We start from the raw sequence: 16,872 nt of genomic DNA, 5'->3' as shown, positions 1-16,872 counted from the left end.
CATGAGTTTAGAAACAGGTCAAGTACGACATTCTACATTTAGGCTTTGGCTTTTTCATCACGTTGATCTGAGCCGATCATGTCAGACTTCCGCACATAAGCTTAAAGATATCAAAGAAGAGTTGAACCTTCTTAACATAATTATTTCTGAGAAAGGAGTGTTAGACCTTCTAAAACACATCAGTAATCAGACTGGAGAATTTGCTCCTAAAGCCCTTGCGGACACTCTTGGCTTCCCTAACCGAGATAGTGTTCGCAAGAGCAAGTCCATACAGGCTGATCTTAAGTCACTGTTGGATTACCTAGTTCTAAACGAACACCTGCAACCATCGAAAGGTAAAAAAGGTTCCACAGCAAAAGGTAAAGCGCCATCAACTAGTAAAGTCAGCATAAATGATCCGGCACTTATTGCTGAAAATGAAGTGCTCAAAGCTAAGATTGCACAACTTGAGTCTGAACTGGAAAGTCGAGGAAAGGCTAGCAGGTTCGCTGATGTAATTGCTAAACATGGAGTGGTTTTTTTTGAAGAGCATTAATCAATTATGGAAGATGCGCGTAATTGCTGTCTGGTTCTCCAATAAAAACTTAATCTTTACGGCTGAGCGTGTTGAAGGACATGACCCTGAACCAGACACTAAAGACTATGATAAGTTATATGTAATCAAGGCACCGATAGACTCCAACTCCATTCCCCTTTCGAAGGGGCAGCTATGGAGGGTCACTGGTGATTACGAGGGGAAACCAGAGCTACTAAAGTTCAATTCTGGCAAAACCCGCAAGCGTTATACAATCCTAGCTACCAACGTACGCTGCTTGTTGCCTGATACAGGTGAAGAGTTCAGGCGCTACGTATCAGATAGCCCTGATTTCAAAGGAATTGGAAGGTCTAAAGCTGACGAAATTTGGACTAGGTTAGGCAAAGATGTTTTTAGGTACGCTTATGAAAATGACCTGTCGAAGTTCGACTTTTTGACACCTGAGACCGCCAAGGTATTCGTAAAAGCCTGCAAGCAATACTCAACATTAGCGCACGCTGAATGGCTAAGGAAATTTGGCTTTAAAACATCAGCAATCAATAAAATCATCACTTTTCATGGCTCCGACTCGATTGACGCTATCAAGGAAAACCCATACGTCGCCGTCTCTCTAGGTATGACATTTAATGAAATAGATGCTCTCGCTCAGAATCCAAAGACATTCAACATATCCAACCCGGACGATGAAAGACGACTGGTTGCAGCGCTTGAATATGTAGTTCAAAAAGAGCTTGGGAAAGGTCATACGGTTAGCGACGAGAAGACTCTCTACAAGCCATTAAGAAGCCTTTTGGAAAGTCAAAGTTTAGCATTCAAGGCTTTGAGCCTAGCGAATAAAGCATCGCAAGTTCGTAAATCTGAGTTCGGCTTCCACGCTTCAGTCCCGTTAATCATGGAGCATTTCATTGCAGTAGAATTACTCCATCTGAAGTCCCAAGTATCAAGTTGGTCTCCTGAGATGGACTGGGCATTCAATGTTGCTCAAAAGGATCTTCCATTTGAATTAACTGCAAAACAAAAAGAGGCAGTTAAAACAGGGATGTCCAGTGGGGTTTTCATACTGACAGGTGGTGCTGGCACTGGAAAGACAACCGTGCTTAAAGCCCTATTCAAGGCTTTGAGCCATACTGGCTACAAGGTTTATCCGATGGCGCTCGCGGGGCGAGCCGCAGAGTGCATCCGAGATACCACTGGATATTTATCTCAAACGATACATGGTGCCCTCATGAGAGGCGATATGAAGTCGGGAGATAAGTCGGTTGTAGTAATTGATGAAGCCAGCATGGTGGACATCCCAATATTGTTTCGCCTATTGCGAAAAGTTCCTGAAAACACTAGATTCATCTTTGTAGGTGATCCATACCAATTGCCGCCAGTGGGATATGGTTTGGCACTGCATGACTTCATTAAGGCCAAATGCCTACCAACTGTAGAACTAGATATCGTTAAGCGCTCATCTGAACAGAGCGGGATTCCAGAATACACCAGATTGATTAGGCACGGTGTTACACCGGATTGTTTGACTATGGGGAATATCACTTTCCACAACACCCCAAGACAACTGTTCTCTAAGAGAGCTGTTGAGCTGATGACGGAGGCTTGTGGTGACGCTATGGTAGTTGCGGGGAGTAATACTAGAGTTACAGAAATCAATCGAGCAACGCAGTTTTCTATCAACCCTGACGGTACGCCTATCTTTGCTCCAGAAGAAGGAGATATTGTGGACAACTACAAAATCATTCTACGAAAAGGCGATCCTGTTGTGTTTAATAAAAACTTCTGGGATGAAGGCGTCCAGAACGGGACTATGGGGGTTTTAGAGGAGGTGTCTAGAGGGAAAGGTAGCTTTGGAGGTGTAACCCTGTCAGACGGTTCTACAGTGATAATAACCGACAATCTATTACAAAGCCTCTCGGCATCATATTGTATCACAGTACATAAAGCTCAAGGTTCGCAGTTTGATAGGGTTATTGTGGTGGTCGATACATCTAGAGTTATTGATAGATCTTGGGTATATACAGCCTTGACTCGGGCAAAAACTAAAGTAGATATAATCAGTACAGAAGATATATTTCAAAAAGTGATCAAAGCTCCACCATCGTTCCAGATAAGACGAACATCCTTGTGGATGCTCCTAAAGAACCCAGATTTTCAAACGACTGCTTAGATATTAACCTAAGATTTACAACGTTGACATGAATTTCATTGGCCGATTCCTTCTTTAGACTGTAATTCTGCTCCCTGCGTTGTCAGATGATACGATGCCGACTAATAGTAGTAGTTGTTATCAACATCATGATAATTCGAACTTAAATCCAGTATGATTACCTAAACTTTCAGCAATATAACTATGCGAGAATGTTGTTTAACCTCTGTTCAATTTTAACGTTACTACAAAAGCAGGAATATAAATGGCTATTAAAGTAAGGGATTTAAGGTCAGCCGCAAATCGCTCGGGAAGGTTTGCCGTAGCAAAGTCACTCAATGAAGCTTTAGCAAAAAATCAACAAACTGCCTTTTTATGTCACAGCCACAAAGACCATGAGTTAGCCAAAGGTCTCCAAGTATTGATGAAAGAAAATGGCTGGGACTTGTATATTGATTGGGAGGATAGTGAAATGCCGAGTACTCCCAACAGAGAAACCGCACACCGAATTAAAACCAAGATCAAAACTAATGAATGGTTTTTGTTCTTGGCAACAAATAATTCCACCCAATCACGTTGGTGCCCTTGGGAGATTGGCTTTGCAGATTCTACTAAAGGTGATGAGAAGGTACTAATCATTCCAACAGAAGATGACTCAGGGAGATGGTACGGCAATGAGTATCTTCAACTGTACAAAAAGATAGATGAAGGAAGTACTAGGTTTAAGTCGGGGTACGCGGTATTTGGTGCAGGAACGAACCAGTCGGGAACTTGGGTAGAAAATCTATAAAGGAAATTGAACGTGGCTAAGATTCCAGTTTTTTATAGCTTTCATTTTAGTAACGATGTAATGAGAGTTCAGCAAATAAGAAATATCGGCAGCATCGAGGGTAACTCGCCTACTACTCCAAATGAATGGGAAAAACTCAAGCAAACGGGCAAGAAAGCAGTTGAGAGTTGGATAGATCAAAATATGAAATACAAGCGATGTGTTATTGTTTTGATTGGTAGCGAAACTGCTTCAAGGCCATGGGTGAGACATGAAATAATCAAGGCATGGAATGATGGGAAAGCGTTGTTAGGTATTCACATTCACAATGTAAGGTGCCCAAGAACTGGAACTAGCAGAAAAGGGGCAAACCCGTTTGACCTAATTAAGTTCAACGATGGTAGAGCGATGTCTAGTGTTGTACCTTGCTATGATCCTAGTTCTTTTAGCGCTTACCAAGATATCGCAAACAACATTTCAAGCTGGATTGAATACGCCATTCGAAATAAGGCAAACTGAGATGACAAGCAAACATATTGAAGTAAACCCAGAAGCTGCATCAATACAAACACATTTGAGCATTCTTCAAAGTGTAATACAACGTATGGCGTCTAATAGCTCGTCATGTAAAGCTTGGTGTGTAACTTTGGTATCTGCTGTTTTAGTAATCGTAGCGGACAAAGGGAAACCTGATTACGCCTATATTGCCCTTTTACCAACAATAGTTTTTACTGCTTTAGATGCATATTATTTAGCTCTTGAAAAAGCATTTAGGAACTCCTACAACGCTTTCATTTCGAAACTTCATAACAAATCTCTAACTGAAGAGGATCTGTATTCAGTAAATCCGAAAGGAAATATCTCAAACTTACAGTGGCAGTCTTTAAAGTCCTTCTCTGTATGGGGATTCTATGCTTCACTCGCAGCGTTAATTTTAATCACTAAATGGATAGCCATTGGTTAATTGCTTAATTTACCTATAAAGATAACGTGAACGCTAGTTAGCCGTTAGCATCTAAGTAGAAATGACAGGCTGAATAGCCAACGACTTGGTAGACCCCTTTTAGTTAGTGAACGCAATCCATACTTACTGAATTTTAAGAAGGAGCCTAAAGTGGAGGAATTTGTTCGGTATATTGATAAATTAAACTCTGAAGAACGAATGAACTTGTTTCACGTAGTCAATGCCAGCCTTGGTGAAAAAGGGTGTGAGCTAACTCTATCCATCAAATCGTCAGAACTAGCGTTATCTAGCGATTGGTTGATTTCGTGCAAGGACTGCTTGAAGGTGAACATAGATAGAACAAAGATGCCTGCCCATGAGATCACTATCAAATATGGGATAATACTAATCGGAAGCTCTTATATAACAGGCTCTTATTTTAAAGCTGTAAAACTACACACATCCCACATGTGATTGGTCAGCTCTTACACTGCTAGCAATGAGAGAAAATACTCGGATAGCCCTATCCGAAACTGTCGAGTCGAATTCGCCGCATTTTTGTAAATACTGCCTTTAGCGTCCAACTCCATTACCGAGCACTTTTTCCAGTGAGTAGCGTTCTTGCTGTAGTCTAGTTGGCCTAGCTCTCTACCTGCGTTACTTAAGTCCGTTAGTGACGCGCCATTGCTCACTAATTGATGGATTGTGAGGCCTATTGCTTGCCAAACTTGAGGAGATAAATGGTAACCAGAGCGATTATGCACAAACGCTTCCTTCAATGGTTCAAGCCAAGCTGCTAAGAAGCTGGCAATATTACTTACATAACCTTCTGACAATATAGATGAAAGACTATCACCACTCGATAAAGTAACGTCTTTCGACATCTTACTGTACTCTTGCGTTCCTACCCCAGCCACGGCACCAACAATTAATTTGAACAATATATACTGTGTGGTAATGCTGCTCTCTGATACTTTTACATGCTTAGAATTAAAGTTAACACCACCATAACGTTCAATATTCGCTTCTTTTATTAGCTGATTTATATAATCTTTTAGTGGGAAGTCATCATTCGGTAGTAAGTTTTTTCCTTCACTCAGATGAGGCAGGTTCAATGATGAGTCAAAAATGCTACTTTTTTTAAACAGGTCGATAGCATGACTGGCTTCCAACCCCTTCTCGTCATCAAATACAACTCGTACCTCCACGTTTTCCATAGCTAGGCGCTGCCTAAGCTCGCTCTTCTGATTAGCCTCTTTAACACTTAGCCTTGAGCTAAACAAAAACGTTTTTAAGCCAAGAATCTTACAGATTGCTACCAGCACTAAAACGTTCCCCACAATATGAGTATCCGAGGGGTTGTAACTCAGTGTGGGCAGGGAACGAGCTGCATGATGAAGGTGTGGCTTTCCGATAACCGCAAATGTTAGGGACAACGGCATGCATACCGATTTATCAAACAGGATACTCTCTAGCTCAGCTTGAATTTCTTGAACCTTGTCAGCGTTTTTAGCATTAACAGCGGCATCGGCTGCCCATTTTAATTCGGGCAATAAGTTTCCTACCGAAAAAAAAGCGGCGACTTCAAACACAGGCATAGTTGCAATTAGTGTTTTTTGCGTTCGTCCTTCCGAAGAAAGCAAGATCCCACTGATTTTTTTATCCGAAAGTATCAAGTTTTTTCATCCAGTTATCTGAAAAGCGCAGTCTAAAACAAAATTAAAGTTTGATCCGACGTGCATGTCGGATCAATAATGGTAATTATCTAAGGCAGGTGAATGCCTAGTCATTATATTGCCACAAGTAATACAGAGAGGTCGCAAATGGCAGATAACAAAGAAAACGCATTTGATGAAATATCAGATCAGGAATTAGAAACATCGATAGTTGACTCGTTGGTAGATAGATATGATGACAAAGAAAGCTCTAGTTATTTAGCAAGTTCTAAAAAACTTTTAGCTAATTCCAGCTCTGTTCTATCGTCCGAACAACTAAAAGATATTTTTAAGTCCAACGCACGCTACTACTCCGGGGTAAAACAAGTAGAAACGAGTCTAAAACACACGGTCATTTACATCACACCCCAGTTAGCCAGAGACATGTTGAAGTTTTCTCGGCGCGGAGCCATAAATGACAACAATAAAAATAGAAAATTGAGCAAGGCAAAGATCAGGAAATACGCGGAGGCTATGGCGAAAGGCCAATGGTGCCTTACTGGTGAACCACTCATTTTCTCTGATGAGGGAGAAATTTTGAACGGACATCATCGTCTAGAAGCATCCTATGAATCAGGGGCTGGATTTATTGCGCCCGTAACCTATGGAGTCACTGACGATCTGTCCTTCGCGCACATCGATGTAGGCAACATGAGGTCTAGATCTCAGGTTTTAGAAATGGCGGGGGTTAAGGTCAACGCGAACGTACTGTCACGAGTAGCGATGTTAGCAAAAGCATTTGAGAAAAGTTCTAACCCTTATGCGTTTAGAGGAACTCAAGGCACATCCTTTCAACCCGCTGAGATTTTGGCATATGTGGAAGAAAATGAGGAGCTAGCGTTATCGGTGCATTTTGTTGCAACTGTAGTAAAGCGCCATCGACTGGAGAGCCAAGTTTCTGAGGCAATTTATGCGTTTGCACACTATCTGATTACGCAAAAACTCAAAGAAACTTCACTTAATGAGACTTTGCCTATGACACCAGAAACTTATCTTACTCGTATCATTTCATCATTGGGTTTGGAGTCGGAGGATGATATTGAGTATCAGGTACGGAACTATCTTCAGTCACTCGTTCATGAGTCCACCTCGTACTCACTGTTGTGCAAATTATCTGCAATTTTCAAGGGGTGGAACATGAATCTTGGTATTGCGGTTACAGGAAACAAAATTAGCGTGCGAAGGGTTGCACGATACAAAAAAGATGCGGATGGAAACAAAATCCAACTTCCTGCTGCTGGTAATATTAATGAGGCCTTCACTATTCCTTGCTTACCTAAAGGAAGGACGCCAAAAAACATTCAAAAACAAGGTAATGTTCAGCTCAAGATCGCTTAATCAAAGTAAGGGGTGAGCATGTCCGCTCACCTCTGCTTCCCATTCCTTCCCCAGCCTTTGAACCATGCGTTTATCTAACCACAACACCGCCACCTAAAGTACGTATTTTTCCTCTTCTTTAGTGATAGAATTGCAGCAACAAACATAAATAACAATGAAACTCCTTTTTGCTAAGTCACTGAATCTTTGATTGTAAACATTAGCTAATGTTGGTTTCGATTTGATATTCACCATTATTCAAGAGCAAGTAGTAAATGCCCCATACTAATATTAGTCAAGATGCAATAAACAAAGCCGTCTGGGCTGCCTGTGATACTTTCCGAGGCACCGTTGATCCGTCGATTTACAAAGACTTTATCCTAACCATGTTGTTCTTAAAGTACATTTCCGATGTACATAGAGATAAAGTAGCCGAACTAACGGTTGAATACGGGGATGAACCAGAGCTGATCGCAGCAATGATGGAGAGCCAGTCTTTTAAAGTCCCAACAGGCGCAACTTTTTGGGAGCTATATGAAGCTCGTCATGAAGCAGGTAACGGATCACGTATCGACCAAGCTCTGCACGCTATCGAAGAAGCCAACGGCACCAAGTTAAAAGGCGTGTTCCAAGACATCAGCTTTAACACCGATAAACTTGGTGATGAAAAGCAAAAGAACGAAATCCTTCGCCACTTACTGGAAGATTTTGGTAAAGAGACGTTAAACCTTCGCCCTAGCCGTGTTGGCTCATTAGATGTGATAGGTAATGCCTACGAGTATCTAATCAAACACTTCGCGGCAAGTAGTGGCAAATCGGCTGGCGAGTTCTATACACCACCAGAAGTCTCTGATTTACTCTCTATCATCCTTGAACCACAACAAGGCGACAGTATTTGTGACCCAGCCTGTGGCTCAGGCTCACTATTGATGAAGTGTGGTAAGCAAGTTCAAAAGAACTTTGGCGGTTCGAAGCAGTATGCTTTGTTTGGTCAGGAGGCAATTGGTTCAACTTGGTCACTGGCGAAGATGAACATGTTCCTGCATGGTGAAGATAACCACCGTATTGAGTGGGGGGACACAATTCGTAACCCTAAGCTACAAGATCAGGAAGGTGGATTACTGCACTTTGATGTGGTTACCGCCAACCCTCCATTTTCCTTAGATAAATGGGGATACGACATCGCGAGCAATGATCACTTTGGTCGCTTTCGCCGTGGTCTTCCACCAAAAACTAAAGGTGACTATGCGTTTATCTCACACATGATTGAGACGTTAAAACCACAGACTGGTCGTATGGGTGTTGTTGTACCTCACGGTGTGCTATTCCGAGCATCTTCAGAAGGTAAAATTCGTAAACAATTGATTGACGAAAACTTGCTCGATGCAGTGATTGGTTTACCTGAGAAACTGTTCTTCGGTACAGGCATCCCTGCCGCCATCCTGATCTTCAAAAAACAGAAAAACGATAACAAGGTATTGTTTATTGATGCCTCTCGTGAGTTCAAATCAGGTAAGAACCAGAACCAGCTAACGCCTGAGAACATTCAAAAGATTGTTGATACCTATAAAGCGCGTGAAACCACCGACAAATACTCATACCTAGCAACGCTCGAAGAGATTGTTGAGAACGACTACAACCTTAATATTCCTCGTTATGTCGACACGTTTGAGGAAGAAGAAGAGATAGATTTAGTTGCGGTACGAATTGAACGTCTAGCATTGCAGAAGGAGTTAGCCGATCTAGAAGTAGAAATGGCTGGTTACCTAGAGGAGCTGGGTTATGGTGCCTAGTGGTTGGGAAAAGACTCTCCTTAAGAATTTACTTTGTACATCAATCAAAAATGGTTATTCACCAAATGCCGTCGAGCAGAACACAGGGTATGTTGTTCTGGGGCTAGGTGCATTGACCGACCATACTCTTGATACAGCCAATATCAAAAATGTTGAAGCTACAGAACGAGTACTCAAGACTCAGCTATGTCATGGTGACTTTTTAATTAGTCGTTCAAATACACCTGATAAAGTTGGTCGTTCTGTTATGTTTAGAGGTGAAATCCCGAACTGCTCTTACCCTGACTTAATGATGAAATTTCGTGCTGACGAGTCTAAGGTAGAACCAAGTTATCTGGAAATATACCTCCAGTCACCTAAGGCCAGACAGTATTTCAAAAACTGTGCAGCGGGCAGTAGTAGCTCCATGGTGAAGATAAACAAATCTGTAGTTGAGAAAACACCAATTTTAAAACCATCACTCCCAGAACAACGCAAAATCGCCAAAATTCTCTCAACATGGGACAAAGCGATTGCTGCCACAGAAAAGTTGATTGAAACCAGTAAGCAGCAGAAAAAAGCCCTGATGCAGCAGCTTTTGACGGGTAAGAAACGTTTGCTTAATCCTGAAACGGGTAAGGTGTTTGAGGGGACGTGGGAAGAGGTTAAGTTGGGTGATGTCGCTGCTATGAATAGCGGTGGTACGCCTAAATCTTCTGTAAGTGAATACTATGATGGAAAACATCCATGGGTTTCTATTGCCGATATGACAAAGCATGGTAAGTGGATTTCGAAAACAGAAAAGTCTCTTACTGATGAAGGAATAGCCAATAGTAGCGCTCGTTTATATCCTAAAGGAACTGTTTTATATGCGATGTATGCCTCTATAGGTGAGTGTAGCATTGCAACAGTAGAGCTTTGCTCATCTCAAGCTATTCTTGGAATTCGACCTAACAGTAATTTAATTAATATCTACTTGTACTATTACCTTATTAATTTAAAAGAAAAAATTATTTTAACAGGACAACAGGGAACTCAATCAAACCTCAACGCGGGAATGGTCAAGGGTTTTACTATTAAACTACCAACTATCGTTGAACAACAAAAAATAGCTTCTGTTCTAACTGCTGCCGACAAAGAAATCGAAGCACTAGAAGCCAAGCTTGCTCACTTCAAGCAGGAGAAAAAAGCACTGATGCAGCAGTTGTTAACGGGTAAGTGCCGTGTAAACGTTGAAGAAATGGAAGTCGCATAATGAATAAGAGACCTCGCACCATCCAGATTTTTCTACCTAGTGGAGACCCATCGGGTATTCGCATTGCAGAACAAACCACCTCAATCATTCGCTTGATTGAAGTGCCGCGAAGTGAAATGGCCGAGTTTGTTAAAATGCCAGAATCAAAGCAAGTTGGTTTGTACTTTCTTGTTTCTGGTGATAACAAAGAAGAATGCTACATAGGTCAATCTGGTGATGTAGGGTCTCGGTTAATGCAGCATCATAAAGATGAGAAAAAAGATTGGGAACGAGCCTTAGTTTTAATTTCTCTTACTAATAATTTGACTCAGACCCACGTGCTGTATCTGGAATCTCTTTCGATTGAAAAAGCAAAGTCCTGCCAGCGTTATGACCTGCTCAATGGAAATGGTGGGCAAAAACCTCATACTCCTATCCCTTTAAAAGCAGATTGCGACGAAATCCATGATATTGGCAGTTTGCTACTGGCAACATTGGGTTACCCGATTTTCGAACCGCTTACAGAACCAGCAATGACAAAGACCGAACAGACCTTTGTATGTAATCGTGCAGGTGTTGATGCGAAAGGCATCTATACCAGTGAAGGAATGGTTGTCTTGAAAGGCTCGTCTGCTCCGATGACAACAAAAAGAAAAACCGAACAACGCTTTTACGATAAGCGGGACGAGTTACTCGCAAAAGGTGTCGTGAACACTGATGGTCAACGTTTTGTCTTTCAACGCGACTACCTATTCAGAACACCAAGCGGTGCATCCATGTTCCTGTTGCTCGCCACTTCTAATGGCTGGGTAGATTGGAAAACAGATAAAGGTGTCACCTTGCATGATTACCAAGGACGAACACTTGAATCAGCCAGTGAACAAACTATGAATTAAAACTAAAAACAAAGGCTAGGCTTTATGAACATCACATTTAATGAGCGAGATGAATTTCAACGTAAACAGATTGCAGAGAAAGCCATTCAACTACTACGAGCAGACATAGATATCTCACCTATGGTGATTGATGGCAGTTGGGGAACGGGGAAAACGGAGTTCTGCCATAAGTTAATTAACCTTATGGCTGAAGATGAGACACATCACTTGATCTATGTAGATGCCTTCCAAGCGGATCATGCTGATGAGCCTCTCTTAACTGTACTAGCAGAAGTCATTAATATTCTACCTTCAGAAGAAGCTCAAGAAAGCTTTATTCAGAAAGCCATACCTGCGGCAAGATACGGTTTGAAGACTCTAGCAAAAGCTGGCGTAGCGCATCTACTTCGCCAAGATGCCGCCGATGTAGTAAACGACTTCGACAAAGAAATTCAGCAAGCAGCCAATAAGGCCATTGATGCATCGGTAGAGTCGGTACTGAAAGATCATGTAAAGGCATCTGAAAGCCTAAAAGCGCTTCAAGAGACACTGCAAGAGATAGCTCAGGAACAGCCTATTATACTGTTTGTCGATGAACTAGATCGCTGTAGACCAGACTTCGCAGTTAACATGTTGGAGATCATCAAGCATACATTCAACGTTGAAGGTGTACAGTTTGTATTAGTAACCAATACTCAACAGCTTAGGTCTTCTATCAATCACTGTTATGGTTCATCGATCGACTCTCAAAGGTATCTAGATAAATTCGTAAAGTTCACAGTTAATTTACCTGCATTCGTGTCAGACGGTTACTCCCAAACAAATATCTCTCTTTCTCACTATAGAAACCTTGTCGCTCAAAGCTCCTCCTTGAGGAATAAAAAACTAGAGCAAAACGGAACGATAGCATTCATTGAGCACATATTTAGCATTAAGCAGACTACCCTAAGGGAGATTGAAACGTTTGTACGACATCTTGAAATCGCGCAGACACTTAATGAAAGCACATTTGCAGAAGACACCATATATGGCTACCAGCTATTAAATATACTAGCTGTGTTATTACACTGTTTTGAGCCAAGCATATCCAAGGACTTAGTAAATAGAAGGTTAGACTCTAAAAGATTAATTGAATGGTTTGATGAAAAACCAGATTCATTAAACGACATTCAAACACGACTTCATCCACATCAAGTTATCCTTCATTTGGTTTGTTCGGACAGCCCGTTTAATAGCGACTATTACTCTCCCAAAGAAGAAAAGGATATAAATTTGTTAGCTCAGCAAGTTGATGGTTTCTTTTCAAGAGGTTGGGGGCGACCTGATAAAGGCGAGTCCTACAGAGTGGTAGCTAACACTATCAATCTCTTGAATTTCCTCAATTAGAACACAGGTGATTATTGTGAAAAATCTTCCTAATTTTCGTGAGGAGCAAAGCGCGAAGATCCCTGCGCTCGCATTGCTAACTAGCCTTGGCTATGAATTTATTCCGCCGAGTGAATGTCTAGTCCAACGTGGTAGCCTTTCAACGGTCATCCTGCCAGATGTTCTGCGTAGCGTACTTCGTGATAAAACATACTCGTTTATGGGTAAAGAGCATACGTTATCGGAAGCTGCTATCGATAAAATCATTCACGAGCTGGCTAACCCAGCCATGAATGAAGGGCTGAAAGTTGCCAACGAAAAAATTTATGATGCTTTAACTTATGGCATCGGTGTTACAGAGTTTATTGATGGCAAAAAGGCCAACCCAACCATCAATGTGATTGATTGGCAAACTCCATCCAATAACCAGTTCCACTTTACTGAAGAACTGACCGTAGAAAATGCTCGTGGCACCGCAAATCGTATTCCTGATATCGTCTGCTTTGTGAATGGCTTGCCTTGGGTAGTCATAGAAGCAAAGCGCCCAGACTCATCCCATGAAGGTAAGCCAACGGTAGCTGAAGGTATTTCTCAGAACATTCGTAACCAAAAAGTCGATGAGATCCCACATCTATTCGCTTATAGCCAATTATTACTGTCAGTGAATGGGCACGATGGCTTATACGGTACATGTGGCACCCCTGAAAAATTCTGGGCTAAGTGGAAAGAAGAAGAGATCACTGAAGCGACCTTTGAACGCTTGAAGAATACTCCACTTACTCAAGACAAATTGGATCTTATCTTTAATCACCGTCCTGCTAAGGTTCGAGATGAATACCTTTCGCTTATCGCAGGTGGTAAGCTTGTAGTCACCGATCAAGACCGTCTATTGGTATCGTTATTGCGCCACGACCGTCTACTCGAAATGACTCAGCTATTTACTTTGTTTGATAAGAAAGTTGGCAAAATTGTTGCTCGTTATCAGCAAGTGTTTGGTATTAAAGCCTTGATTGAACGGGTAACTTCTTTTGATGAAAAAGGTGCTCGCAACGGCGGTGTGATCTGGCACACCACAGGCTCTGGTAAATCTTTTACCATGGTGTTCTTATCTAAGGCTCTAATTTGGATTAAAGAATTAGCTAGATGCCGTGTTGTTGTCGTGACCGACCGAGTGGACTTAGAAGACCAGCTTGCCCGAACATTCGCTTCTGGCGGTGCTTTGTCCGATAAAGACCATAAATCAGCCATGGCAACCACAGGCCGCCGCTTAGCCGAACAAATCGGTAAAGGGAATGAACGGATTATCTTTTCCATCATCAATAAATTCGGCACAGCGATTGAGTTGCCTGAGTGTTATAACGATAGCCCAGACATTATCGTTCTGGTTGATGAAGGTCACCGTAGCCAAAACGGTGAGAATAACATTCGCATGCAGCAAGCTTTACCTAAAGCAGCTTATGTTGGTTTTACGGGAACACCACTGTTGCAAGATGATAAGACCGAGAACAAGTTCGGTAAGATCATTCACTCTTACACGATGCAGCAAGCCGTGGAAGACAAAACTGTTACTCCACTGCTATATGAAGAGCGTATTCCAGATCTAAGCACCAATGACAAAGCCATTGATGCATGGTTTGACCGCATTACCGATAAGCTCTCAGAAAAACAGCGTACCGATTTGAAGAGAAAATTTTCTCAGAAAGGTCAAATTTATCAGACAGAAGGACGCATAGAGCTTATTGCGCATGATATCTCTGATCACTTCCAAAACTTTAAGAACCAAGGTCTGAAAGGGCAACTTGCGTGTGACTCGAAAGCTTCAGCTATTCAGTATAAGAAGCTGTTAGATCAAATTGGCAAGGTAACCTCTGTGGTTGCCATGTCGCCACCGGATACCCGTGAGGGGCATGATACGGTAGATGGTGAGAGCAAAGACATCGTACAAAATTGGTGGAAGGAAAATGTAGGCAACCAAGACGAGAAAGCTTACACCCAGCACATTATCGATGAGTTTGGTAAAGACGATGGCCCAGACATCATGATAGTAGTGGACAAGCTACTCACTGGGTTTGATGAGCCGAAAAACACCGTGCTTTACATCGATAAGCCACTTAAGCAACATAACTTGATTCAGGCTATTGCCCGTGTGAACCGCCTGCATCAAAAGAAACAGTTTGGCTATCTGATTGATTATCGAGGCATCTTGAAAGAGTTGGATGCTTCTATTGCGAGTTATCAGGAACTAGAGGAACGTATCAAAGGTGGTTTTGATATCGAGGATCTAAAAGGCCTCTACAGCCGCATGGATACCGAGTACAAGAAGCTTCCGGGTTTCTACAGTGATCTGTGGGCGATTTTTGAAGGCGTACAAAATAAGCAAGACGGTCAGGCGCTACGCCAAGCACTTGCACCTAAGATTGATACCATTGATGGTCAGCTAACTGATACTAACCAAAAGAAACGTGAAGACTTTTATTCAGCTCTCACCACATTTTCTAATTGCCTGAAAGTGGCTTTGCAGTCTGCAACTTACTTCGAAGATAAGAGCTTTGACGACAAGCGCGAACTCTACAAAAAGACGCTGAAATCCATGTCTGAACTGCGTAAGCAAGTACGTGAAGATGCAGAAGAGACTGTCGACTACGATGAGTATGCAGAGAATATTCGCACCATGCTGGATAAGCACATTGGTGGTGTCGAAATCCAAGAGTCAAAAGGCGCATACCTTGTCGGTAATATGGGGAAGAACGTTAAGCCTGAAGAGTTGACGGACAATGAAGCTCGCAACAAGAAGGATGCTATCACAGGTCGTGTAACTAAAATGATTGAACAAGATTTGGCTGATGATCCATATGCTCAAGAGTATTTCTCTAATCTTCTTAAGAAAGCTATCCAACAAGCAAAAGAAATGTTTGATGCTCCGGTAAAGCAATACCTGCTTTTCGCTGATTTTGAAGAGCAAGTAAAAGAGCGTAACGTAGAAGGCATTCCAACTGACCGTTTCGCTGAACTCGACCCTAAAATTAAGCGACATGTACAGGCATTCTATGGCTTATTCCCTCATCACTTGGGGGAATCGACGTTACCTGAAGATGACAGTTTTGATTACGCACTTCGTATTGACGAAGTCGTTACTGCTGCCGTAGCCGAGTACTCGATCAACCCTCAAGAAATTGAAAATCAAATTCGACGCCAGTTGATACCTTTATTGTTCAAAGCGATTGGTATGGATAAGACTCAAGCTATTATCACTGATGTTATAAAAATCACTCGCCTCGGCGTTACAGGACATCATTAATGACTTCGGTTTCATCTACTGAGCGCAATAAAGAAGAGTACAGTTTTGTCTATGGGGATGAAGCTGTTAGCTATGAGGTGGTTCGTAAGTCTTTTTCTGAAGGCAAAAGGCGCAAGATAACTATTAAAGTTCACCCAAACTGTGAAGTGGTCGTCTCATCTCCAGAAGACGCAGAGCGAGAAGATATTCACCAAGCAGTAATGAAGCGTGCCAAGTGGATTTATGATGCGCTGAAAGAGTTTCGAGGCCACCTTGAGTATGTGCAGCCAAAGAACTATGTCAGCGGTGAGATGCAGTTCTACCTTGGCCGCCGTTATGTCCTGAAGATAGTGGAAGATATTGATGCCTTGCCAACTGTAAAAATGACTCGCGGCAAGCTACTTGTTACCTTGACTCGGTTTAACAACGACAAGACTGCCATGGTTAAAGCTTTAGTGCGCAACTGGTACAAGGTTCGCGCTGAACGCATTTTCCATGAACGTTTGTCTGAGCTACTGCCTCAAGCTACATGGGTAACCGGAATCCCAAGCTTTCGTGTTTTACCCATGAGCAAACAATGGGGAAGCTGTTCAGCGAAAGGGAATTTGATGCTCAACCCACACCTCATCAAAGCACCCAAGGAATGTATTGATTACGTGATATTGCATGAGCTTTGCCACATCGCTGAGCACAACCATAGTGACAGGTTCTGGCGTTTGCTAACAAGCGTGATGCCTAACTGGAAAGAAGTGAAAAGCCGTTTGGATGGAATGGCAGAGTTGTATTTGAATGAGTGATGGCAGGTTCGCAACTTTTGCAATATCAGCTACGCAATATCAAACATCTCAGTGCTGTTGACCGCTATTGACCACCATTGACCACGCATGGTCAATGGTGGTCAACACCTATAATATTGGGAGCTTA

The 16,872-nt window shown here is 42.2% G+C and carries 13 protein-coding genes; 12 read left to right on the top strand and 1 reads right to left on the bottom strand.

Annotated elements, in window-relative coordinates; translation table 11 throughout:
• Window position 1: 1 nt before the first annotated feature.
• The 5 genes from RXX31_RS17280 to RXX31_RS17260 all read left to right on the top strand — a co-directional run bounded on the left by RXX31_RS17280 (window position 2) and on the right by RXX31_RS17260 (window position 4,414).
• Window positions 2–535 (top strand): hypothetical protein, encoded by a 534-nt coding sequence (locus RXX31_RS17280; protein ID WP_317590881.1) that lies wholly within the window; start codon window positions 2–4, stop codon window positions 533–535.
• A complete protein-coding gene (locus RXX31_RS17275; RefSeq protein WP_317590879.1) occupies window positions 522–2,702 on the top strand; it encodes an AAA family ATPase in 2,181 nt (726 codons plus the stop codon). The genes RXX31_RS17280 and RXX31_RS17275 overlap by 14 nt, the downstream gene beginning before the upstream one ends.
• 244 nt (window positions 2,703–2,946) lie before the next feature.
• A complete protein-coding gene (locus tag RXX31_RS17270) occupies window positions 2,947–3,471 on the top strand; it encodes a toll/interleukin-1 receptor domain-containing protein (RefSeq protein ID WP_152916931.1) in 525 nt (174 codons plus the stop codon).
• 12 nt (window positions 3,472–3,483) lie between these two features.
• Window positions 3,484–3,969 (top strand): TIR domain-containing protein, encoded by a 486-nt coding sequence (locus tag RXX31_RS17265; RefSeq protein WP_258641257.1) that lies wholly within the window; start codon window positions 3,484–3,486, stop codon window positions 3,967–3,969.
• A gap of 1 nt (window position 3,970) precedes the next feature.
• Window positions 3,971–4,414 (top strand): hypothetical protein, encoded by a 444-nt coding sequence (locus tag RXX31_RS17260; RefSeq protein ID WP_054395099.1) that lies wholly within the window; start codon window positions 3,971–3,973, stop codon window positions 4,412–4,414.
• A 464-nt stretch (window positions 4,415–4,878) separates the two neighbouring features.
• Here RXX31_RS17260 and RXX31_RS17255 read toward each other — a convergent pair whose 3' ends face one another.
• Window positions 4,879–6,069 carry a hypothetical protein gene (locus RXX31_RS17255; protein ID WP_140266672.1) on the bottom strand — a complete coding sequence of 397 codons (1,191 nt, stop codon included), beginning with the start codon at window positions 6,067–6,069 and terminating at the stop codon, window positions 4,879–4,881.
• Window positions 6,070–6,216: 147 nt separating this feature from the next.
• Here RXX31_RS17255 and RXX31_RS17250 point away from each other — a divergent pair, with 147 nt between their 5' ends.
• The 7 genes from RXX31_RS17250 (at window position 6,217) to RXX31_RS17220 (ending at window position 16,745) form a co-directional block, all read left to right on the top strand.
• The gene (locus RXX31_RS17250) at window positions 6,217–7,446 is read left to right on the top strand and encodes a chromosome partitioning protein ParB (RefSeq protein WP_317590876.1); all 1,230 of its coding nucleotides are present in this window, start codon (window positions 6,217–6,219) and stop codon (window positions 7,444–7,446) included.
• A 254-nt stretch (window positions 7,447–7,700) separates the two neighbouring features.
• Window positions 7,701–9,218 (top strand): type I restriction-modification system subunit M, encoded by a 1,518-nt coding sequence (locus tag RXX31_RS17245; protein WP_317590874.1) that lies wholly within the window; start codon window positions 7,701–7,703, stop codon window positions 9,216–9,218.
• On the top strand, window positions 9,208–10,452 hold the full coding sequence (locus tag RXX31_RS17240) for a restriction endonuclease subunit S (protein ID WP_317590873.1): 1,245 nt from the start codon (window positions 9,208–9,210) through the stop codon (window positions 10,450–10,452). The genes RXX31_RS17245 and RXX31_RS17240 overlap by 11 nt, the downstream gene beginning before the upstream one ends.
• A complete protein-coding gene (locus RXX31_RS17235; RefSeq protein ID WP_317590872.1) occupies window positions 10,452–11,327 on the top strand; it encodes a GIY-YIG nuclease family protein in 876 nt (291 codons plus the stop codon). Before RXX31_RS17240 ends, RXX31_RS17235 begins: the two co-directional genes overlap by 1 nt.
• A 24-nt stretch (window positions 11,328–11,351) precedes the next feature.
• Window positions 11,352–12,692, top strand: a complete 1,341-nt coding sequence (locus RXX31_RS17230; RefSeq protein WP_317590870.1) for a KAP family NTPase — start codon at window positions 11,352–11,354, stop codon at window positions 12,690–12,692.
• Between the two features lie 13 nt (window positions 12,693–12,705).
• Window positions 12,706–15,969 carry an HsdR family type I site-specific deoxyribonuclease gene (locus tag RXX31_RS17225; protein ID WP_317591005.1) on the top strand — a complete coding sequence of 1,088 codons (3,264 nt, stop codon included), beginning with the start codon at window positions 12,706–12,708 and terminating at the stop codon, window positions 15,967–15,969.
• Window positions 15,969–16,745 carry a SprT family zinc-dependent metalloprotease gene (locus tag RXX31_RS17220; protein ID WP_317590869.1) on the top strand — a complete coding sequence of 259 codons (777 nt, stop codon included), beginning with the start codon at window positions 15,969–15,971 and terminating at the stop codon, window positions 16,743–16,745. The genes RXX31_RS17225 and RXX31_RS17220 overlap by 1 nt, the downstream gene beginning before the upstream one ends.
• The last annotated feature ends 127 nt before the right edge of the window (window positions 16,746–16,872 follow it).

Origin of the sequence: Vibrio sp. EA2 (assembly GCF_033042495.1) — a bacterium.
Taxonomy (GTDB): Bacteria; Pseudomonadota; Gammaproteobacteria; order Enterobacterales; family Vibrionaceae; genus Vibrio.
This window is presented reverse-complemented; position numbering and strand designations above follow the sequence as displayed.